Origin of the sequence: Cohnella sp. GCM10012308, assembly GCF_042649185.1 — a bacterium.
Classification (GTDB): domain Bacteria; phylum Bacillota; class Bacilli; order Paenibacillales; family Paenibacillaceae; genus Cohnella.
The window spans coordinates 62,776-84,223 of record NZ_JBHRYU010000014.1; the positions used below are offsets into that span (position 1 = coordinate 62,776).

The 21,448-nt window shown below is 59.0% G+C and carries 13 protein-coding genes; 10 read left to right on the forward strand and 3 right to left on the reverse strand.

Annotation, left to right across the window (positions count from 1 at the left end; translation table 11 throughout):
- The first annotated feature begins 134 nt into the window (after positions 1-134).
- Positions 135-4,493, forward strand: coding sequence for an S-layer homology domain-containing protein (locus ACFOTD_RS16560; RefSeq protein WP_378120638.1), 4,359 nt, complete (start codon positions 135-137; stop codon positions 4,491-4,493).
- A gap of 263 nt (positions 4,494-4,756) precedes the next feature.
- On the opposite strand, the gene ACFOTD_RS16565 is transcribed toward ACFOTD_RS16560, so the two are convergent.
- Positions 4,757-5,890 carry a serine hydrolase domain-containing protein gene (locus ACFOTD_RS16565; protein WP_378120640.1) on the reverse strand — a complete coding sequence of 378 codons (1,134 nt, stop codon included), beginning with the start codon at positions 5,888-5,890 and terminating at the stop codon, positions 4,757-4,759.
- 87 nt (positions 5,891-5,977) lie between these two features.
- Between ACFOTD_RS16565 and ACFOTD_RS16570 the strand changes: the two genes are divergently transcribed.
- Positions 5,978-6,811 (forward strand): DUF6597 domain-containing transcriptional factor, encoded by an 834-nt coding sequence (locus ACFOTD_RS16570; RefSeq protein WP_378120642.1) that lies wholly within the window; start codon positions 5,978-5,980, stop codon positions 6,809-6,811.
- 83 nt (positions 6,812-6,894) lie between these two features.
- Positions 6,895-7,272, forward strand: coding sequence for a VOC family protein (locus ACFOTD_RS16575; protein WP_378120644.1), 378 nt, complete (start codon positions 6,895-6,897; stop codon positions 7,270-7,272).
- A gap of 868 nt (positions 7,273-8,140) precedes the next feature.
- Here the strand turns inward: ACFOTD_RS16575 and ACFOTD_RS16580 are convergent.
- Positions 8,141-9,049, reverse strand: a complete 909-nt coding sequence (locus tag ACFOTD_RS16580; protein WP_378120646.1) for a haloalkane dehalogenase — start codon at positions 9,047-9,049, stop codon at positions 8,141-8,143.
- Positions 9,050-9,179: 130 nt separating this feature from the next.
- Positions 9,180-10,034 (reverse strand): helix-turn-helix domain-containing protein, encoded by an 855-nt coding sequence (locus tag ACFOTD_RS16585; protein WP_378120648.1) that lies wholly within the window; start codon positions 10,032-10,034, stop codon positions 9,180-9,182.
- Between the two features lie 330 nt (positions 10,035-10,364).
- Here ACFOTD_RS16585 and ACFOTD_RS16590 point away from each other — a divergent pair, with 330 nt between their 5' ends.
- The 7 genes from ACFOTD_RS16590 to ACFOTD_RS16620 all read left to right on the forward strand — a co-directional run bounded on the left by ACFOTD_RS16590 (position 10,365) and on the right by ACFOTD_RS16620 (position 21,293).
- Positions 10,365-15,899: an Ig-like domain-containing protein gene (locus ACFOTD_RS16590; RefSeq protein ID WP_378120650.1), complete on the forward strand. Its 5,535-nt coding sequence runs from the start codon at positions 10,365-10,367 to the stop codon at positions 15,897-15,899.
- Positions 15,900-16,128: 229 nt separating this feature from the next.
- Entirely contained in the window at positions 16,129-16,923 is a 795-nt protein-coding gene (locus ACFOTD_RS16595) for an alpha/beta fold hydrolase (protein ID WP_378120652.1), read from the forward strand.
- Positions 16,924-17,085: 162 nt separating this feature from the next.
- Positions 17,086-17,481 carry a VOC family protein gene (locus tag ACFOTD_RS16600; RefSeq protein ID WP_378120654.1) on the forward strand — a complete coding sequence of 132 codons (396 nt, stop codon included), beginning with the start codon at positions 17,086-17,088 and terminating at the stop codon, positions 17,479-17,481.
- 53 nt (positions 17,482-17,534) lie between these two features.
- Entirely contained in the window at positions 17,535-17,966 is a 432-nt protein-coding gene (locus ACFOTD_RS16605; protein ID WP_378120656.1) for a DoxX family protein, read from the forward strand.
- A gap of 902 nt (positions 17,967-18,868) precedes the next feature.
- Positions 18,869-19,345 carry a hypothetical protein gene (locus ACFOTD_RS16610; protein WP_378120658.1) on the forward strand — a complete coding sequence of 159 codons (477 nt, stop codon included), beginning with the start codon at positions 18,869-18,871 and terminating at the stop codon, positions 19,343-19,345.
- 202 nt (positions 19,346-19,547) lie between these two features.
- Entirely contained in the window at positions 19,548-19,922 is a 375-nt protein-coding gene (locus ACFOTD_RS16615) for a BlaI/MecI/CopY family transcriptional regulator (protein WP_378120812.1), read from the forward strand.
- A 9-nt stretch (positions 19,923-19,931) separates the two neighbouring features.
- Positions 19,932-21,293, forward strand: a complete 1,362-nt coding sequence (locus tag ACFOTD_RS16620) for a M56 family metallopeptidase (protein WP_378120659.1) — start codon at positions 19,932-19,934, stop codon at positions 21,291-21,293.
- Positions 21,294-21,448 lie beyond the last annotated feature (155 nt).

The window sequence follows — 21,448 nt, forward strand, 5'->3', positions numbered from 1 at the left end:
CGTTCCTTAGAACGGCAAAGCCTGTTTTTTATTTGCGATCGATTTAGAAAAATGTCGATTTTTAAGGTTTCTTTAAGGTGCCGTCAGATAAGCTGAGCAAGGATTGGATACTATTGGATAAAGGTGGGTACGACGTGAATAAACGATACGGCGCGCGATGGAGTAAAGCTTGGCGTGACAGGAGATGGCTTGCGTTCCTCTCCAGCCTGGCGCTGGTCTTTTCTCTGTTTTCCTCCGCAGGCGGGAGCGCTTATGCGGATAGCGGCATGAGTGGACAAGGCACGGCCGAAAGTCCCTGGAAGGTCACGAATTCGTTTAACCTGGGCCTCATCGGTTCAAGCGATTATCCGCTAAGCGGCTATTATATTTTAAAGAACGATATCGCGCTGACGGAAGCGTGGACGCCGATCGGCTTTAGTTCCGATGACGGCTTCACCGGCACGTTCGACGGCAACGGCCATACGATCTCGGGGCTGTCGATCGATCTGCCGGCGGCGGACAATATCGGACTGTTTTCCCAGATTACCAATGGAGCCGTATATGACTTGACGATCGAGGCGGATCCCGCGTCAGGCGTCGTCGGCAAAAATAGCGTAGGCTTGCTGGCGGGAAAGGTGTCGCAGACGAATCAATACAAGCAAGCGTGGGTGTCTTTGATCAAGGCGAGCGGTAAAGTGACGGGAAATAGAAACGTCGGCGGCTTGGTCGGTTATGCGGAAGCGAACAATTCTCCTTACGTTATATTTGCCTATAACCGTATGGGAACGGGTGTCGTAACCGGCACTAGAAGCGTCGGCGGACTGGTGGGATGGTCCGGCAAGACCCAAGTTTACAATTCCTCGTCCGCGGCGTCCGTTCAAAACGGCGAAGCCATGGGCGGCCTGCTCGGCTATGCCACGGGTACGAAGGTGACAAGAAGCTATGCGACGGGAAGTGTCACGTCTTCTGGCGGCGGCAATATCGGCGGTCTCATCGGCGCGTCGAGCGAGAACGACATTCAAATGAATTACGCCACCGGCGACGTGACGGGCTCGGTGGCCGGCGGTTTGATCGGCATCTCGACCGGGGACCGTATCCTGCATAACTACGCAACAGGAAGCGTCAGTGCGACTGGTTTAACCAAAGGTTTAATCGGCGAAAATGTCGGATTGACGCAGGCGGTCGTCGCGTCTTATTGGGACACGAGCACGTCAGGCGTGCCGGACGCGGACGAATCCGACGCCGCGCAGCACGGGATTGGGCGCAGCACGTCCGAAATGCAGGAACAGGCGACGTTCACGTCGGCTTCGGCAGCGAATCAAAAGTGGGATTTCGAGCATTACTGGTTCATGCAGGCAGACGGCTATCCGCAGTTGTACGGCGGCATGGACATCACTTTCAGCCCGGATCCGAGTGCGGTATCGGACAAGGTCTCGCATTCGCACGAGCTGACGATTAAAACAAACTCCGGTTATGTCGCTTACGGCCAAACGGTTACGGTCTATCGGGCCGCGGATGATGCCGATGTCGGCACTTTCGGCCCCGGAGGGAGCGCATCGATACCGGTTACGCTGGATACGACCGGCGCGGTCGAAGGGAAGCTGAGACTAGACGACGGCTACTACCTGGTAGATCAAGAGGGCCGCCGGACGAGCGTCTTTTATCCCGAGGTTCTGGTAGACAATACGCAACCGACGTGGCCGGACGGCGCTTCGATCGCGCCGAGCGAGAACGGCGGCAACATCGATCTATCCTGGAACGGTGCCATCGACGGCACGGGCAGCGGCGTGGCCTATTATAATGTGTACGTAAACGGCACGGCTACCCAAGTGAACGGAACGACGACTACGGTAAGCAATCCGCCGGCGAATGCCGTATACGAAGTCGAAGCGGTAGACAAGGCGGGGAACAAGAGCGCGAAGCTTTCCTTCGGCGGCACGCCTTCGACGACATCGATCAGCGGTCTGAAAAATATTACGTTCAGCCAGAGCACCGGCTTCTTCCTGGCCAATGTAACGGGCGCACCAACCTCTTCGGGGATCGGCTCGCTTAGTTATGGAGGAACGTTATCCTTCTACATCGACGGCGCTCTGCATCAAAAAGACGTGCAGTTGGGCTCGTCAACGGGATCGTACAGTGTGTTTACCTTTAATCTCGGCGGCCTCTCGGAAGGTCCGCATACGCTGAAGGCGATTTATTCCGGCTACGTCGGTAAATTTAGCGGAATCGATTATGCCGTAAGCGGGAGTCAGGGAACGCTGGATATCGTCATCAGCGGTTTGAAGGTCGAAGCGAGCGATCCGAGCGGCGCGGCCAACAACGGCAAGACGAAGCTGACCGTTACGCCGGCACCGGCGTCGGGCGACAAGCTCGTGTACCGCAACTTCGGCAGCGGCGATGCGACGGTGCCTGTCGTGGGCGAGGCGCTGGACCTGACCGAATATGCGGATCTTCCTGAGAGCGGATTGATTGCGGCGGCGAACGGCGATCATATCGGCGTCGTGGAGATCGATGCGGCAACGGAAAACGTGGTTCACTTCGGACAGGGGATCGCCGTCTCGACGGACGAGACGGAAGGGCCGGGTCCGGTTCCGGCGTCCGGGCTGACGGTCGTCTCGAGCGATCCGAGCGGTGCGGAGAACGATGGCAAGACGCGGCTGGCTGTAACGCCAGAGCCAGAATCGGTGAACAAGCTGGTATATTACAACTTCGGAAGCGGTAATGTGTCCGTTCCAAATGTAGGCGATACGCTGAACCTGTCCGAATACGCGGACCTGCCGGCTGACGGCCTGGTCGCGGCGGCTAGCGGAGATAAAGTCGCTGTAGCGGAGATCGACGCAGCGGGCGCCGTCGTTCGCTTCGGTCAAACGACGGCCGTAGCTGTGGATGAACCCGAAGGACCGGGTCCGATTCCGGCGTCCGGGCTGACGGTCGTGTCGAACGACCCGAGCGGCGCGGAGAACGACGGCAAGACGCGGCTAACGGTAACGCCGGAGCCTGTGTCGGTGAACAAGCTGGTTTACTATAACTTTGGCAGCGGTCCTGTAATCGTGCCTGATGTGGCTGTTGTCCTCAATTTGGCCGAATATGCGGACTTGCCTGCAGACGGCCTGATCGGGGCGGCGAACGGCGATAAAGTCGGGGTTGCGGAAATCGACGCAGCGGGCGCGGTCGTTCGCTTCGGCCAGACGACAGCCGTCGTCGTGAAGGAGGAAGATGGGTACGTTCCGCCGATCTATGTACCTTCGAACCCGGTCCCGACCGATGAAGTGGAGGTTCTCGTCAACGGCAAAGTGGAGAAGCTAGGCAAGTCGAAAACCTCCGAAGCCGGCGGCGTGAAAACGACGACCGTCACTGTGGATGCGGCCAAGCTGCAAGCGAAGCTGGACGCGGAAGGCAGCAATGCAGTCGTGACGATACCGGTTGCAGGAGAATCGGCGCTGAAGGTCGGTCAATTGACCGGCCAGCTGGTCAAGAATATGGAGAATGCATCTGCTACGCTCGTTCTCCGGACAGACAACGCGAGTTATACGATTCCGGCGAAGGAGTTCAACATCGACGTTCTGTCAGGGAAGCTGGGACAAGCGTTGAAGCTCGAAGACATCCAGGTTCAGATCGAGATTGCCGATCCGTCTGCGGACACGGAAGCCGTGGTGCAGACGGCAGCCGCGAACGGCGAGTTCACGCTTGTCGTTCCGCCGGTCAGCTTTACGGTTCGCGCGGCTTATGGCAATGAGTCCGTAGAAGTGACGTCCTTTAACGCCTATGTGGAGCGGGCGATCGCGATACCGGACGGCGTGGATGCGAGCAAGATTACGACGGGCGTGATTATCGATCCGGACGGAACGACGCGCCACGTGCCGACGCAAGTCGTCGTCATCGACGGCCGTTATTATGCCAAGATCAACAGTTTGACCAACAGCACGTATGCGGTCGTGTCGCATGAGCTGGCCTTTGCCGATATGACCACTCATTGGGCCAAGGCTGCGGTAGAAGACATGGGCTCCCGAATGGTCGTCGAGGGTACCGGCGGCGGGCTGTTCAGCCCGGACCGCGAAGTGACTCGCGCGGAATTTGCGGCGATCGTCGTACGCGGGCTCGGACTGAAGCCGGAGAGCGGCGCGTCCGCATTCTCCGACGTGGCTGCGGGGGATTGGTACGGCGCCGCGATCGCCACGGCGAGCGCATATGGCTTGATCGACGGTTTTGCGGACGGCACGTTCCGGCCGAACGACAAGCTCACCCGGGAGCAAGCCATGGTCATCGTCTCCAAAGCGATGACGATCACCGGACTGCAAGGCAAGCTGTCGACGCCGTCGGCCGATGTGACGCTTCGTCCGTTCAAGGATGCGGCGGCAGTCTCCGCATGGGCGCAGGAAGGCGCTGCGGCAAGCGTGACGGCCGGCATCGCAACGGGGCGCGGCGACGCGAGGCTTGCGCCGAAGGAAGCCGTAACCAGAGCCGAGGTCGCGGCGCTTGTGCAGCGGCTCCTGCAAAAGTCGGGCTTGATTTAAGCAGATAAAAGGGTACAGCATCCTCATTGTGATGAGGGGGCTGTACCCTTTGTTTTATTGCACGGAAAAACCGTGCAATTCCGGACCATCGGCCGCGCCGAAGCTGAGTTACCCGGAAAAACCGTGCAATTCCGCTACAACGAGCCGCCTCGAAGCGAGTTACCCGGAAAAACCGTGCAATTACGCCACATCGAGCCGCCTCGAAGCGAGTTACCCGGAAAAAACGTGCAATTCCGCCGCCCCGCGTCCCCGCCCCCACGAAATTACAAGCAACCATAGATTACATTCTTTAACCTCGGATGCACGTACGGCTCTGGATTGTTCACCATATGCTGCGCGTACATGACGGTCAGCTGCGACTCGGGATCGATGATCGCGAGGGCGCCGGCGGCGCCGCTCCAGCCGAATTCGCCGAGCGGAGACAGGCAGCCGCTGCCGACTCTGGAGATGTGGGTTCTAACGCCGAGCCCGTAGCCATAGCCGGCGAGCTGAGACCAGTTGTAATCTCCGCGTGTCAGCTCGCTTAGATGGTCCGTGCGCATCAGATCGACGCCGGCGGCAGACAAGATGCGCACGCCGTCCGGGTTTGTGCCCCGGTTGGTCAGCGCGTTCAGGAACAGCGTATAATCGCTCACGGTCGACAGCAGTCCGGCTCCGCCGCTCTCGAGCTCCGTTCCGATCCGATGCCAATCTCCGTCCATAGGCACGGCTATGCCCAACTCGTCATCGTACTGGTACTGCGGGGCGAGTCGGCTGCGCTGCGCTTCGGACAAGAAGAAGCCGGTGTCGCGCATGCCGAGCGGCTCCGTAATTTCCTCGCGCACGTAAGTGCCGAACCGCCGGCCGTCGACCGTCTCCACGAGCGCCGCGAGCACGTCATGGCACAGGCTGTAATTCCACCGGGTACCCGGCTCGAACAGCAGCGGCTCCTTGGCGAGCGCCGCCGCAAATTCCCGCGTAGGCAGCCTGCCGTCCGTGCGCTTCGCGGCCTCCGCTAGAGCTGGCGCCGTCAGGTCGTAGGAAAAGCCGGCCGTCATCGTGAACAAGTCGCGAACCGTGATCGGCCGCTCCGCCGGTTCGACGGAGACGCTGCCGTCCGGCTGTGTTTTTCGCACCTTCATCTCGGCGTATTCGGGCAGATAGTCCGAGAGCGCGTCGCCGAGCAGTAGATTGCCCTTTTCAACCAGCTGGAGCGCGGCCGTGCACGTCAATATTTTCGTCAACGAATAGAGATAGATCATCCGGTCCTCGCCGATCGGGGTCTTCGCCTCCAGATGCTCGTAGCCTGCACGATAGCGGAAAACCGTCTCGTTGCGGTGCATGACAAGCACCTCCGCCCACGGAATGCGCCAGGCGACGATGCGATCGATGAACCGGGACAACGGCTTGAAGTCCATAGCTCCTCATCCTTTACAAAAGGTATTGTATCTATTATTGTGCAGGGAGAACCGTTCCTGCAAATCGCACAGAAAGAAGAGAAGCAGATGACGCACCCTTACGCGATGCATCCCTATCGCCCGCTTCACGCGCCTCAATTGCAGCCGCAATGGCATCGCGACTCGCACAGTGTCCGGGAATATGCGCCAAGCGACCGTTTGGCGCCGCATGTCGCCGCCTATTGGGCGGTCGATTTCCAGCCGGTGCCGGGCAATCACGGTCATCGGGCCATCCCGGACGGCTGCGTCGATATTATTTTGGACCTTCGTGCTGCTTCAAGCCGACGGGCCGCCTATGTCGTGGGGCTGAAGACGCACGCGGAAGTGATGCGGTTTGCCGAGGCGCGCTCTGTATTCGGCATTCGACTGTACGCGGAATCCGCCCGTACCCTTCTGCGTGCACCACTGACGGAATTTGCCGCCAATCGCGTTTTTATAGAGGAAGTCTGGGGACCTGAGGCATTGGATTGGTGCGAAAAGATGCTTGCCGCCAAGTCGGTTGCGGACAGGATCGAGCTTGCGGAACGGCAGTTGGAGCGCATGTTGACCGCCGTGGCCGCGCCTGCTCCAGCCTTAATGTATCAGAGCATGCAGTATATCTACGATTGCAAGGGCAATCTTTCCGTTTCGGATCTGGCGAATAAAGTGAGCTTCAGCGAGAGGCATTTGCGGAGGGCCTTTGAACGGGAGCTCGGCCTTAGCCCGAAAGAGATGATGGGTATCGTCCGTTTTCAAAGCGTGCTGGAGGCGTTGAGCAGAGGCGATTATCCCAGCTTGACGGACTTGGCGCTTCAATACGGGTACTACGATCAATCGCACTTCGCCAATACGTTCGCGCGCTATTACGGGCTGCCCCTCAAACAGCTGAAGCAAAGCGGTTGAATAGGGCCGTTTTTTACTATTTCCAGAGGTGCGCCAATCGTTACAATGGGGGTGAAAATAAAAGCGAATGGGAGTTGGTAGCCATGACGGTTAAGATGAAGCGCGTATCGATTTACGTCGAAGAGATGAAAAGGGCGCTGGACTTTTACCGAACGCTGGGGCTGGTTATCCCGGACGGAGCCGACGATGCGCATCACGTCGATGTGGAGCAAGACGGGATTGTTTTCGCTTTTGACAAGGTCGAGTCGGTGAAAAGCATCATCGAAGGCTGGGAGGCGCCGGTGGGCTATCGGACGGAGCTCGCCTTCGAGCTGGAGGGCCGCGAAGCGCTGGATGGCGTGTACCGTCAGTTGACGGCGCTCGGACATCGCGGCGTTCTCGATCCGAGGGATACGCCGTGGGGCGAGCGCTATGCGATCGTGCGGGACCCCGACGGCAATCTGATCAGTCTGGTCGCGTAGGAGTGCGGGAGGAAGACAAAAAAGTCGGGACGATTATGAAAAGCCTGCATCCGTGCAGGCTTTTTTGCTGATTCGACGAGCCGCAGCGGAAATGCCTGCAAATCAGCATCCTTTTAGCGGCGAAAGCCGAAATTTCTATGGAAAAGAGAGAAAAGCCTGCAGATTCGCATCTTTTATCGGCTGCTGACCCGCCACCCGCGAAAAGGATGTAAATTTGCAGGCTTTCATCTGTAAGCCCTCGTGTAGGTGGATTGCGCACTTGGAGGCGATGCCTCGTCGCACATCGGATCATGCGCATGGGGAGGCGTGGTCCGGTCACCGTTCATAAAAGCCTGCATCCGTGCAGGCTTTTTGCCGATTCAAGGAGCCGGAGCGGAAATGCCTGCAAATCAGCATCCTTTTAGCGGCGAAAGCCGAAATTTCTGTGGAAAAGAGAGAAAAGCCTGCAGATTCGCATCTTTTATCGGCTGCAGACCTGTCACCCGTGAAAAAGATGTAAATTTGCAGGTTTTCGTCTGTGAGCCATTGATTAGGCGAATCGCACACAATGGAGTGGCGTCCGGCTACTTATCGCGAATCGCTCACAATGGAGTGGCGTCCGGTTACTTATCGCGAATCGCGCACAATGGAGGGCGTTTGGTTACTTATCGCGAATCGCGCACAATGGAGGAGCGTCCGGTTACTTATTGCGAATCGCGCACAATGGAGGGCGTCCGTTACTTATCGCGAATTGCGCAAACAAGAGCGTCGCCCCGTCACACATCGCGGATCGCGCACCAGGTACGCGTCGCTCGGTCACACATCATTGCCGGGTGACTCCCGAGGAGCTGCGCGGTCCGTTGTATTCACAATCTACCCTGACATTGCTTCAGCGTCCGTCCACCTCCCGCAACCACCGCCGCAGCTCGCTCCCCACGGCATGCGGATTTTCCTCCGCCAGGTGGTGGAAGCCTTTACCGATATCGCAGAGGGTCAGATTCGGCAGATTCGCGCGGCACCAGTCGAGCTGCGGCTCGCGTACGGTGCATCCGGGCGTCGCGTAGAACAGCAGCTTCGGAACGGGAGAGGCGGTCAGCCATTCGTTGCGCGCGTTCACGGCTTCCACAACCTCGGCCGGACGTCCTTCGATCGGGATTTGATTCGGGAACACCCATGACGGCTTCCGGTCCTCCGGACGGCGGAACGGCTCCCGATACTGCTCGTGCTCCTCCGGCGAGATCGTCCGGTTGATGATCGTATTCGTCATGCCTTCGACGAACGCGTTATGATCCCGCATGAACGGCCAGCCCTCTACAGGATCGCGAAGCTTCTGGAACAAAGGCTGCGCCTCCGGGGGAGAGAAGTCGGACCAGGCGGCATTTGGATACAGCGCTTGCGGCTCGAGCATCGCGATCGCCTTAATCTTCCCGGCGTGCCGCATCGCGTATTGCAAGCCGATGGCCATCCCCCAGTCATGCCCGACCAGCGTCATGTTGTTCAGCCCAAGCTGCTCGATGAACCGGGTCACGTAATCGACATGCTCCAGAAACGTATAGCCGATGTCCGGCTTGTCGGAGCGGCCCATCCCGACGAGATCGACCGCGATGCAGCGGCGAACATCCTGCGCATAGGGGATCATGTTGCGATACATGTAGGACCAGGTGGGATTGCCATGAAGAAAGACGACGGGGTCGCCGGCTCCCAGGTCGATGTAATGCAGCCGATGGCCGTTCACGGTCATATAGCGCGATTCGAATGGATAGGCGGCGCCGATCGGCAGCGTATCGGAAGTGGTCAAGGCGGGACAGCTCCTTTTCGTATGGGCGGTTGATAGCCATATCCTATCATTTCCCGCATAGCGCTCATTGTAAAAAAGCGACAATCTCGGCGCATAAAAAACAAGCCCGCCCATGGCGCGGCGGACGCGTTCAATAGTATAGGTGCTGGCGTTTCTTCGAGTCTTCGTCGATTTCGTTGTACGATTTTTTGAGCTCCGGCTGGACTTCGCTGCGGAAGAACTGGTCGGGACGGATGCCTGCGAACGATTTGAAGTCCTTGGCAAAATGGGCGTGGTCCGTATAGCCGCATGCCTGCACGATGTCCAAGTAGTCGTAGCCGGCATGGCGAAGCTGGATCGTATGCTGAAATCGGACAATACTCGCAAACTGCTTGGGGGATGCGCCGATCAGGGCGTTAAACTTGCGCTCCAGGGTGCGCTTGCTCACGTACAGCTGTGCGGCCAGCTGCGCGATCGACAGATTGCCCTGCCGCTGCATAATCAGATGCGCCGCATGCAGGAGCCATCGTTCTTCCTCTTGGTCGCGCAGCGCCGAGATCAGAAATTGCTGCACGATGCCCACGCGCGCCTCCGCCCCGGAGGCGCCTGCCAGCCGTTCCTCCATCTCCCGGACGCTGGCGCCGGGAAATACAAGCTCCAACGACACGTCTGCATTTTGAAACGCATGGATCGGGTATCGGGTAAACCGGGACAAGCCGCCGGGTTTGAAAGGGATAATGACGGTTCCGATGGCGCCGGTGCTCAAGTACTCCTTGACTGCTCCGTGCACGCCGGTAATGCCGCTGGTGCCGAGCGGCACCGCGCCGTCTTGCGACAGCGACTTCATCGGCTGCCCGTATTGAATGCCGATGACGGTCATCGAGGTCGGCAGCACCTTCACCGGATTCCGGTTGGCGAAGTTGGCCGGGTTCAGGTCCTCTTGCACAAGGATGCTGTCCACGTAGGGCCGGAGAACGGGCAGGGGCGCGAATCTTTGAACGAACATCGACATTTCCTTTCGCGCCGGCGCTGCCGCCGACCGGTATGTATCTATCTTCTTAAGCTTCATTCTACCCGAACCGGCAGGCCATTTCCTTATCGAATGTCATAAAAATGCTTCCCGAATGTCAAACGGCTCCCCTATGATTACGGACGATACAGCCGGATAATGGTGAAAAAAGCCCTTGCGCTTAAGAGGAACGAAAGGAGGCTCGGCGTGCTGCTTCAGGCGGGCGGTGTTCACGGCGAAGAAGAATGAGCGAGAGACGGATTGGACTCACGCAATATTGAAAACGATTACAATTTACTTTTACTATGGAGGGAAGGAATTATCGCGATGGATACAGTCAAAGCAATGCTGAAAAAGAGTTTGTCGATGGCGCTCGTCGTCAGCATGATCTTCGGCGCGTTGGCGGTCGGAGGCGCATGGACGATGGCCCGGCCGGTAAAGGCAAGCGCGGCTGGACCGAATCTGCTCGCCAACGGTTCGTTTGAAACGCTGGGCGCAAACGCGCGTCCGGCAAGCTGGGGTTTTTTGCAACCGGCGGGCACCGGTCAATACGGCGCGGTCCGCGTCGGCGACGTACGACATGACGGCGATTATGCGCTGAAGATCACGGCGGATGCCGGCGTGCGGATGTCGGCGTACCAGTCCGTGCCGGTCGTGGCCGGCAAAACGTACAAGCTGTCGGTATGGACGCGCACGAACGATGCGACGAACGCGAAGTCGGAGCTGGAATACGTTTTTCGCAACGCAAGTAACGGGCTTATTTATACCAATTCGAGAGCCTTCTACAATGAGTTCGCTGCCGGGCAGAACGGCGAGTGGAGCCTGACCGAGGTCATCGTCAAGGCGCCGGACGGTCCGGCTGCAGCCGACAAGGCGTCCGTCTTGACGATTGCCAATGCGTACACGGGAACCGCGGGCAATGCCGGCGCGGCCTGGTTCGACGACGTCAAGGTGCAGGAATGGGACCCAGCCTGGATCGCGGCGACCGGCGTCGCCTTAAATGCGAACGAAGCGGACCTGACCGTCGGCGAGGAGCTGCAGCTGTCCGCGGCGGTAGCGCCGGCGGGCGCCAGCAATCCGAATGTGTCATGGACTTCCTCGAACCCGGCGGTCGCGACCGTGGACGGGGCTGGCAAGGTGACGGCAGTCGGCGCGGGGACGGCAACGATCGCGGCGACGACCGAGGACCGCGGATATGCGAGTTCGGGCTGCTCGATTCAGACGCCGGCCGGATGCCGTCTGCAGCAGAGCGGCTTTGTCGATCAGGCCGTCATCGGGGTGGAAGCCCCCGCCGAACAGCCGGTCGTCAATCTGCTCGTCAACGGCTCCTTTGAAACGCTCGGCGCGAACGGACGTCCTGCCACCTGGGGATACCTGCAGCCGACAGGCGGCCAATACGGTGCTGCCCGAGTGAGCGACGTGCATCATGACGGCGATTATTCGCTGAAAATAACGGCGGATGCCGGCGTGAAAATGTCGGCGTACCAGTCTGCCACCGTCGTAGCCGGCCGAACATACAAGCTGTCTGTGTGGACCCGGACGAACGAGGCGACGAATGCGAACGCGGGGCTCGAGTACGCTTTTCGCAACGCAAGCAATGCGCCTATCTACACGAATGGTACGGCCTTCTATTACGTGCCGGCAGGCGGTCAAAACGGCGAGTGGCAGCTGACGGAGGTTATCGTCAGGGCGCCGGACGGCGCGACCGCAGCCGAGAAGGCGGCGGTCGTCGTCATAGCGAATAGCTACAATGGAGCTGCGGGCAATGCGGGAGCCGCCTGGTTCGACGGCGTCGTTCTTCAGGAATGGAACGCCGCGACCGGCGTTGCGCTTAGCGCCGAAGCGGCATCGCTGGAGATCGGCGACATTTTGCAGTTGCAAGCCAGCGTGTCGCCAGTCAATGCCAACAACAAAAAGGTGACCTGGACCTCTTCGAATGCGGCTGTCGCGTCCGTTAACGCTTTCGGCAAAGTGTCCGCGGTCGGCAATGGACTGGCGCGCATTACCGCGCGCACGGCGGACGGCGGGCATGAACGGCATGCCGTGGTTCAAGTTGGCGCAGGCACGAATATCAGCATGCCGGATTATACCGAACTGACGAAGATCGGCGTATCCGTCAGCGGACAGCTCGCGGCCGTCGATACGAATCACGGCGCGCTCTCCTATTCGATGATCGCGCCTGCCGCGCATGGCACGGCGACCGTATTGGCAGACGGATCGTGGACGTACATGCCCGGGAGCGGATATACCGGCGAGGATGTATTCAAGGCAGGCGTCGTCGATGCGGCCGGCCACTCGGCCGTGTCGACCGTGACGATTCAGGTTCAGAGCGTGGCGGAGGCGCTGCAGGCCTTCGCGGGCATTCATGCCCGGGTGATGCTGGACGACGCGAAGATCGGCGCTTTGAAGACGGCGATCCAGCCCGGAGGCACGCATGCTGCCTTATGGAGCGAATTCAAGCAGACTGTGGACAACGAGGTATTGGAGGCCGTGCCGCAATATCCTCAAGGTGCGAGCGGCGAGATGGGATGGCAGGGCGTTGCTGCCGACAAAACCGTAAACTTTGCTTTTGCGTATCTGATGACCGGAGACGACAAGTATAAAAATGCCGCCGTCAGTTACGCTGTCGCATCCGCCGGTTATCCTTTCTGGGGGATCGGCACCGCAAGCGATCCGGCCTCGACCAACGCCGGCCTCGCGGCGGGCAATCAGCTGTTCGCCCTTGCCGCCGTCTACGACTGGCTGTACGACGAGCTCACGGCCGGGCAGAAAACGACGATACTCAATGCGCTGAAGGCGCATGGCAAGGAGATCTACAGCAAAGCGACCGGTCAGCCTTACAATGGGCAGACGGTCAAGGTCTGGTGGTCCTCCACGCCGGGACACAATTATTATCATGTCATCGTGACCGGCCTTGCCGCCGCGGCGCTGGCCATCTACGACGAGGCGCCGGAGGCGGCCGACTGGTTCGCTTACAGCATCGACGCCTTCGCCGCGTTCGACGCCTGGGCGCCGGACGACGGAGCCAGCTATGAAGGCCTCGGCTATTGGGAGCTGAGCACGGACGCGGACATCAAGTTCGCGAAGCTGGCTCAGAAGATCGTGGGCTGGAACCTGCTGCAAAGCGATTTTTATAAAAACAGCAGCCAGTATGTCGCGTATTCCATGCTCGGCGCCGACCATTGGACGTTTAACAGCAGCTTTCTCAACATTGCGGACAGCTCGGACTACCACCTTTCCGGACCGGATCATCTCATGCGCGTGATGGCAAGCGAGCACCGGGACGGACTGGCGCAGCGGCTCGCGGAGGAGATCGACGGCAAGAAGGCTTATAACGGCGGCTCGAGATGGCTGGGCATTCTGTATTACGATCCGACCGTCGCGGCGACGCCGGCGAGCGCCCAACCGACCATGCACCATTTCGACAACCTCGGTCTGGTCGTCTCTCGCTCCGACTGGTCGGGAGACGAGAGCATCGTCGCCTTCAAGTCCGGCCCTTCGATGGGACATAAGGACATGGACATGACCGGCTACTTCGGCGGCGGGCATCAGCACCCGGATGCCAATCATTTTATGATCTACGCCAACGGCGAATATCTCATCAGAGATGACGGTTATGCGGCCAAGCGGACCTCCAATCATAATACGCTGCTGGTGGACGGCGTCGGGCAGGTCGGGGAAGGAAGCGACTTTTTCTTGTCTCAGCCCGCCAAGGACGCTCGCGCGATCGGTTATATTCGCAATCCGATATCGAACGAGACGTTCGACTACGTGATGGGGGAAGCTGCGCAAACGTATCCGTCAAGCACCGGATTGACGAAGTACAATCGCCACCTGATCTATTTGAAGCCTGACGTTCTGATCGTCGTGGACGATATCGCGACTTCGTCGCCGAAGGATCTGGAATTGCGGTTTTTCCCGGAGCAGCAAGCGGCGAACCTCTTGTCCGCCGGCGAATATTCGATATCCAGCGCGAAGAACGAATTAAGATTCAAGGATTTGACGCCGGGAGCGGCGGAGCTCAGGGCGGAGGCGGTCCCCTACACGAATCTGGTTTCGAACAGCGATCGCGTCGCCTTCCGCGTGTTGGGCGAAGACAAGAGCGCGCTGCAGAACGCGGTCGCGTTCAGCTGGAACAAAAAAAACGCGGCGCCGCCTAACGTCACGCTGGTCCGGGACGGGGACAAATGGACGTTCGAGGCGAACGGCGCAGCCGTCGAGCTGGATCTGGCGACTGGCGCAGTGACGGAGGTCGAAGCTTCGGGGAGCGGCGACGACGAGAGCGATGCCGGGCTGGCTTCCATCTCGGTCGGCGGCAAGGCCGTGACCGGTTTTTCCGCGGACACGCTCACGTATGACGTCGACTATACGAGCAACAAACCGACGCCGGTAATCACGTATTTACCGCGATCGGCCGCCGCGTCCGTCGAGGTGAATTACGACGGCGCCATCCCCGGCACGGCCGAGCTGCAGGTCACCGCCGGAGACGGAACCGAGCGGACCTACACGGTGCATATCCATCCGTCCAGGCTACTGCAGATTTACGGCGTTACGTCCAACGGCGTATCGCCTTCCGGGCTGGGGCCAGCGAATGCCTACGACGAAGACCCGGTCACGTATTGGTCGGACAGCGTCAAGCCCGATTACAACGAGTATCCGCAGGGCTATCCTTACGCGCAGTTCGATCTGAACGAGATCAAGACCGTGAACGAGGCGGGCATCCTTTGGTATAACGGCATAGGCAGAAACCTGTTTTTCGAAATTGCCGTATCCACCGACAACGTGAACTGGACGACCGCGTACGCCGGACAGAGCGATAGCGTGAGCTCCGGGACGGAGACGTATGCCTTTGACGATGTGCAGGCGCGTTATATTCGGATTATCGGAAAAGGCAATTCGAAGAGCTTGTTCTTCAGCGTAAGAGAGGTGTACTTTTATCAGCCTTCGGCCGACGATGCTGCCGACGCCGTCAAGGTGTCGCTGAAGGACAGCGCCGGCCAGCCGCTTAGCGGCGCTGCCGTAGCCTACTACGACGGCGGCTGGAAGGACTTCGGCGTCACCGGCGCCTCAGGTTCGGTCAGCAAGTCCCTGCCGGACAAAGTCTATACCTTCGCGGTCTCCTATGAAGGCACGCGAAGTCAGAAGGCGCAGAATACCGGAGACGACGGGAATGTCGTGTTCCAGACGAAGAGCGTCAAGGTGCAGCTTAAAAGCAGCGCGGGCCAGCCGCTTGGCGGCAGCGCCGAGGTCAGCTATTATGCGGACGGCTGGCGAACGTTCGGGACGACGAGCGGCGGCGAAGCAAGCAAGGAGCTGCTGCCCGGGAACTACACGTTCAACTTGTCGTACGCGGGCGCTTATCAGAGCAAGGCGCAGGATGTCGGCAGCGATCAGATCGTTGTCTTCCAGACGGCGAGCGTCAAGGTCCGGCTGGAAGACAACGCGGGCCAGCCGCTCGACGGCGGCGAAGCAAGCTACTATATGAACGGCTGGCATTCGTTCGGCGCCTTGACCGGCGGCGAAGCGACCAAGGAGCTGCTGCCCGTGAACTATACGTTTAACGTGTCGTACGAAGGCGCGAATCTGAGCAAGCAGCAGCACGTCGGGACCGACGCGAACGTCGTCTTCCGGACGACGGAAGTCGCGGTCCGGCTCGAGGATGGCCAAGGGAGTCCGTTGGCCGGCGGCGAGGTCAGCTTCTATGCAGGCGGCTGGCGGACGTTCGGCACGACGGATGCAGACGGCGAGGTTCGCAAGAAGCTGCTGCCCGTGAGCTATACGTTCGCGATGACCTACGGCGGCACGGTCCGCTCGCTTGTGCAGGATACGGCTGTCTCGCCTGCGGTCGTATTCGAAGCTTAGCGCAGGGAGAGAGAGTTTGGGACGCGCCTCGCATCCATGGATGCGGGCGCGTTTTTTTATAGGGCGGGCTGGGCGGCTGAAGTATGCACGTAGATCGATAGTTGGTACGCGGCCTGCTCGCCGGCAGGGTTCTTTCCCTCGGCCGTCGAAAAAAATAGGCACAGCAAGTCGATTGCAGCCTCGCTCGTTCGTTGTCTTCATAGAGTTCAATATCAATCGGGAGGTCGCTATGAAAACAGTCACTTCGAAGGACGGCACCAGAATCGCGTACGATCGGATCGGCGAAGGAGCGCCGCTAATATTAGTCGATGGAGCGCTTTGCAGCCGGACGAACGGTCCCAACGGCGCGTTGGCGGCGCTGCTCAAGCAGCATTATACGGTGTATACGTATGACCGCAGAGGGCGCGGCGAGAGTGGAGATCAGGCGACTTATGACGTGGAACGCGAGGTCGAGGATCTTGATGCGCTGATTCGAGAGGCGGGAGGGACCGCGTTCGTGTACGGCATTTCTTCGGGCGCGGCACTGGCACTGGATGCGGCGCTTCGTCTGCCGTCGATCCGGAAGCTGGCGCTGTACGAGGCGCCCTTCGTGACGGACGGCAGCCGCGAGCCCGTTCCGGGCGAATACGAGCGGCGAATGGAGACGCTGATCCGGGAGGAGCGGCGGGGCGACGCGGTTAAGCTGTTCATGCGAAAAGGCGTGGGCCTGCCCGCGCCGATCGTGGCGATCATGCCGCTGATGCCGGCCTGGTCCGAGCTCAAGGCGGTGGCGCACACGCTTGCATACGATACGCGGCTGACGATCGATCAGCAGCAGGGCCGCAAGGAAACGCTCGGCCGATGGTCTGCCGTCCGGACGCCTGCGTTGGTCGCGGTCGGCGGCAAGAGCCCCGCCTGGATGCGCCATGGCATGGATTCGCTCGCGCAGACGCTTCCGAATGCGCAGCATCGGACGCTCCCCGGTCAGACGCATATCGTCAAGCCCGCCGCGCTGGCGCCCGTCCTGACGGAATTTTTCCAGTAAACCTGCAGTTGCATCTTCCTTCCGTTCAACCTGCGATCCGTCCGAATATTCGGGCGGATTTTTTTAATCAAAAAAGTTTTTGCCGGTATGTCGATTTCGTCGTCGGCCGTTCGTTGTCCAATTAGAAGCAGCCAAATAAACAAATCGGAGAGGATGTTGAACATGAAGGCACAACTGAACGCTTATATTCAATCGGAGGATGCGAGAGCGCAGGCAGGGTTCTATCAGGAGGCGCTCGGCGGGCGGATTCTGTCCGTCATGACGCACGGGCAGCTGCCGGGCGCGCCGGCCGACATGCAGGACAAGGTGATGCATCTGGTACTCGAGGTGGCGGACGGAAACGTATTGTTTTTGTCCGATACCTTCACGGCGGCTAGCGGCGGGCGTACCGTTTCGCTGGCGCTTACCTTTGCGGATGAAGACGAGGCGCGCGAAGCGTTTGGAAATCTGGCTGGCGGCGGAGCGATCAAGTTCCCGTTCGAGCAGCAGCCGTGGGGTGTCTATTACGGCGAGGTCGAGGATAAGTACGGCATTCATTGGCAGATCGTGAAGCAGTAAATGGCTCATTCCACGCTGCGCATTCCTATTATGAATCGAGAGGATGATTCCATATGATGATCGAACGGGAACTGAACATGCAGGCAAACGCGCGGGCGGCGGACCGATCGGGCGCAAGTCGCTGGACGTCGAGAGCGGTGGGCGGTATCGCGATTTTGTTCATGCTTTTTGACGGGATCGGCAAGCTTGTCGGACCGGCGCCGGTCGTCGAGGCCACGCGCGAGCTCGGATTCGCCGAGAGCCACCTGGCGATCATGGGTATACTCAGCTTGCTGGCGACTTTGCTGTACATCGTGCCTCGTACCGCCTTCCTGGGCGCGCTGCTGTTGACGGCGTATCTGGGCGGTGCCGTGGCAGCGCAAGTAAGAGTCGACGCCCCGCTTTTCTCGAACACGCTCTTCCCGGTCTACGTAGCCATCCTCGTATGGGGCGCGCTCTGGCTGCGGGACGAGCGCCTGCGGAAGCTGCTGAGCGGCGGCGCGTGACGCCAGCCATCCATAAATTAATGCAAAGGAGACCGGAGGCGATTCCGGTCTTTTTTGTAATGATCGCTCTGCATATCGCACGCGCTCGAAAGGCCGGAGCTAATGGTTCCTACTTAGGAACATCGATGCGCCCCATACGCATGACTGGCCGAAGTTGTTCTTACTTAGGAACTTCCAAGCCGCCATAAGCCAGGCTGGCCGGACTTGTTCCTACTTAGGAACACCGCGGCGCCTCTACGCAAGGCCGGCCGAATTTGTTCCTACTTAGGAACATCGCGGCGTTTCATACGCAAGGCTGGCCGGACTTGTTCCTACTTAGGAACACCGCGGCGCCTCTACGCAAGGCCGGCCGGATTTGTTCCTACTTAGAAACACCGCGGCGTTTCATACGCAAGGCCCGCCGGATGTGTTCCTACTTAGGAACACCGCGGCGCCTCTACGCCAGGCCGGCCGGATTTGTTCCTACTTAGGAACACCGCGGCGTTTCATACGCAAGGCCCGCCGGATTTGTTCCTACTTAGGAACACCGCGGCGCTTCATACGCAAGGCCGGTCGGACTTGTCCTGCAGTTATTACGGCGAGGGAGCCATGATAGTGCTGCATAGGCCATCAAATCGATGCAGCGCTCGGTTAGATCAATCGACAGGAGCCATTTCCGGAGCCTCTCCAGCGCCCCTTAATGAGCAAGCGACATTTACTCAGCCTCATGTTGACAGCGTAGGAGGAAAGGGATATTCTAAGTTTTGTTAATGGTAATTATTACTCTTAGTTGAGGCGGTTATGAAATAGTCGTTATTGGGGTTCAGGCGGGGCAACGTACTAGCGCTTCAACCTATCCCGGCATGCGGCGGGCCGGATTATCCTTTACAATAATAGAACTAGATAGCCCGGAGGTGAGGGAAATGGCCGATACCAGTCTATCGGAAGATGGCGAGACAATCGTCAGCAAGCACGACGATCAGATGTGGCGGAAGCGGCGGCTGGAGCTCGCCGAGTGGACGGAGCGGCCGAAGGTCCGGCGGAGGGCCAAGCAGACGGCCTGGCTCGGACCCGTCGAGATCGATGCCGAGCTGCTGGGCGCGCTGGTGCAGTTTAAGCGAATCGGGATCGCGACCGAATATTCGTGTGCGGGCGTCAGCGTGCTGGACGAGCCTGAGGACCACTCCATGTACGCCTACATTACCTTTATCGCTTCTCCGCTGGCGGACCGGTTCGTGCAGGCGGCGATGACATATATGCCGCGGCGCTTGCTGGTCACTTTCGAACCTGAGCGCGGCCGGTACGATTGTTCTTCGTTTCTGATCGGCCACAACCGTTCCTTCTGCATGCTGATGGAGAAGTGCGCGCGCGATTTTGCGGAGGCCCACGCCCGTAGGTAATCTTACGAAACTGAATATTACGAAACTAAATAAGCCTGTCACTTCATCCCCTCCAGTCGGACGCGTTCCGTGCGGTAGGGGATTTTTACATTATCGACGCCTCGCTTGACTACCTACTACGCAATGTAGTAGTTTATTATTACTACGTAGTGTAGTAATAGATGCCGTCATGGACGCATGGCGGATGAATGAGGTGTTACCAGTGGCCCCGGTTCAGAAGCTGTCGGATACGGAAATGGAGCTCATGGAAGCGATCTGGGCGTGCACGCCTCCGGTCACCTCCACGGAATTATTGAATATGTTTGCGCAAAAGGGAAGAGCGTGGAAGGCGCAGACCATCTCCACCTTTTTATCGCGGTTGGTGGAGAAAGGCGCGCTTGAGGCGACGAGGGACGGACGGACCAACAAGTACGTGCCGCGCATCTCGCCCGAGGATTACAAGCTGCTGGAGACGCAGCAAGTGCTGGACGGGTTGTACCAAGGCTCCGTGAAAAACCTGATTGCGGCCATGTACGACGGCGACAAGTTGTCGGATCAGGACATCGCCGATCTGAAAAAATGGTTTTCAGAAAAGTAGGTGCTGCCGATGAACACGATGCTTGAATTGCTGTTTACGCTGGCCGTAGCCGGGAGTGTCGTCACCGTCTGCAATTTGTTTTTGCGAAAAATACCTGTTCACATGTTCCCTGCCAAGTGGCGTTATCGGCTTCAAAAAATCGCGATCTTGTTATACTTGCTACCCGTCGCCGTCGGCATTTCGTGGATTTTTCCGCTAATCGACGCGCATACGACCACGACCACCGTGCATAATTCGCCGTCCATCGCCCATGCAGGCTTCATACCGGACTCGTTCGTGTCTTTGCGAACCATTCCGGCCATTGCAGCCCTTATTCTCCTTAGTATATGGGCGATCGGAGCGATCGGTTTCGCGGCGCGGCAGCTGTACGATTATCGCAGGTTTACCGCTGCGCTGTCCCGTACGAGCGTCAATCTGACGAATCGTGGCGAGACCGCCGTAAGGCTATCCTTTCTAAAGGAAGAGCTAGGCCTAAAAATTGAAGTCGCGCTCGCCGGCAGCTCTATCGTTCGAAGTCCCGTACTGGCGGGTTTGCGGCAGCCGACGATCTATCTTCCTCAAGCGCTTGGCAGGGAAGTGGACCTGGACATGGTACTGCGTCACGAGTTGATGCATCTGAAACGGAAGGACCTGTGGATCAAGGCGTTTGCGCTGGTCGTGGGCGCCTTGCATTGGTATAACCCGCTGGTTCATCTGCTCCGCAAGGAGATTCAGCTCTGGAGCGAGTTGTCCTGCGACGAGGAAGTCGTCGTGGGCATGTCCTATGCCGAGCGGAAAAGGTACGGCAGCACGCTGCTTAACGTCGTGGCAGGCTCGGGGAATTTACCGATGCGGTTCTGCGCTTCCTTATCGGGGGACGGTAAACAGCTTAAAAGGAGACTAACGCTCATGTTGAACGTAAAAAAGTTGAAAAAGAAAACGATGTTTCTGACCGTGTCCGCCGTGTTCTTGATTGCGGCGGTCAGCACGACCGCGGCCGTATGGGCTTCGGACAATACGCCGACCGTAGTCGCCCAAGAAGAAGCGGCACTATCTGAAGCGGAGACGGCGACGGCGGCTCCAGCTGCAGCCGGGGCGGCAGTGACGGGGCCAGCTCCGACAGTTGCTGCTGCAAGCGAAGCAGCAGCGAGTTCCGCAGGCGAACCGCATGCGACAGCGGCTCCGGCCGCTGCGCAAGCATCTGAGGCTCCCTCCGACGAAGTGCATGCCGTTCCAACGGCGACGGCATCACCGATGGCTGCCCAAGCGACTGAACCCTTGGCCGAGTCGGCTCCCGCTGACGACGTACATGCCGTTCCGCAAGCGACGGCAGCCCCGGCGGCAATAGAGGCTACTGTTACTGAACCCCAAGCGGTTCCTTCTAAAAAGTGACTTTTGAATGAATGCGAATGACCTTCACCACATGCGAGCGCATCGGCTCCATGTGGTTTTTCTTTTTACCTTTTCCGAACCGGCACCCATACCTCGACTTCCGGAATGACTTATTTAGCATAAGCTGTCAACGATGACACCTGTATGGCATACTT

What these genes read in the sequence shown, in the direction of transcription:
- ACFOTD_RS16620 (WP_378120659.1), top strand. Translation starts at nt 19,932, where the DNA reads ATGAACACGATGCTTGAATTGCTGTTTACGCTGGCCGTAGCCGGGAGT.
- ACFOTD_RS16575 (WP_378120644.1), top strand. Translation starts at nt 6,895, where the DNA reads ATGACGGTTAAGATGAAGCGCGTATCGATTTACGTCGAAGAGATGAAA.
- ACFOTD_RS16590 (WP_378120650.1), top strand. Translation starts at nt 10,365, where the DNA reads ATGGATACAGTCAAAGCAATGCTGAAAAAGAGTTTGTCGATGGCGCTC.
- ACFOTD_RS16570 (WP_378120642.1), top strand. Translation starts at nt 5,978, where the DNA reads ATGACGCACCCTTACGCGATGCATCCCTATCGCCCGCTTCACGCGCCT.
- ACFOTD_RS16605 (WP_378120656.1), top strand. Translation starts at nt 17,535, where the DNA reads ATGATGATCGAACGGGAACTGAACATGCAGGCAAACGCGCGGGCGGCG.
- ACFOTD_RS16565 (WP_378120640.1), bottom strand. Translation starts at nt 5,890, where the DNA reads ATGGACTTCAAGCCGTTGTCCCGGTTCATCGATCGCATCGTCGCCTGG.
- ACFOTD_RS16585 (WP_378120648.1), bottom strand. Translation starts at nt 10,034, where the DNA reads ATGTTCGTTCAAAGATTCGCGCCCCTGCCCGTTCTCCGGCCCTACGTG.
- ACFOTD_RS16610 (WP_378120658.1), top strand. Translation starts at nt 18,869, where the DNA reads ATGGCCGATACCAGTCTATCGGAAGATGGCGAGACAATCGTCAGCAAG.
- ACFOTD_RS16595 (WP_378120652.1), top strand. Translation starts at nt 16,129, where the DNA reads ATGAAAACAGTCACTTCGAAGGACGGCACCAGAATCGCGTACGATCGG.
- ACFOTD_RS16600 (WP_378120654.1), top strand. Translation starts at nt 17,086, where the DNA reads ATGAAGGCACAACTGAACGCTTATATTCAATCGGAGGATGCGAGAGCG.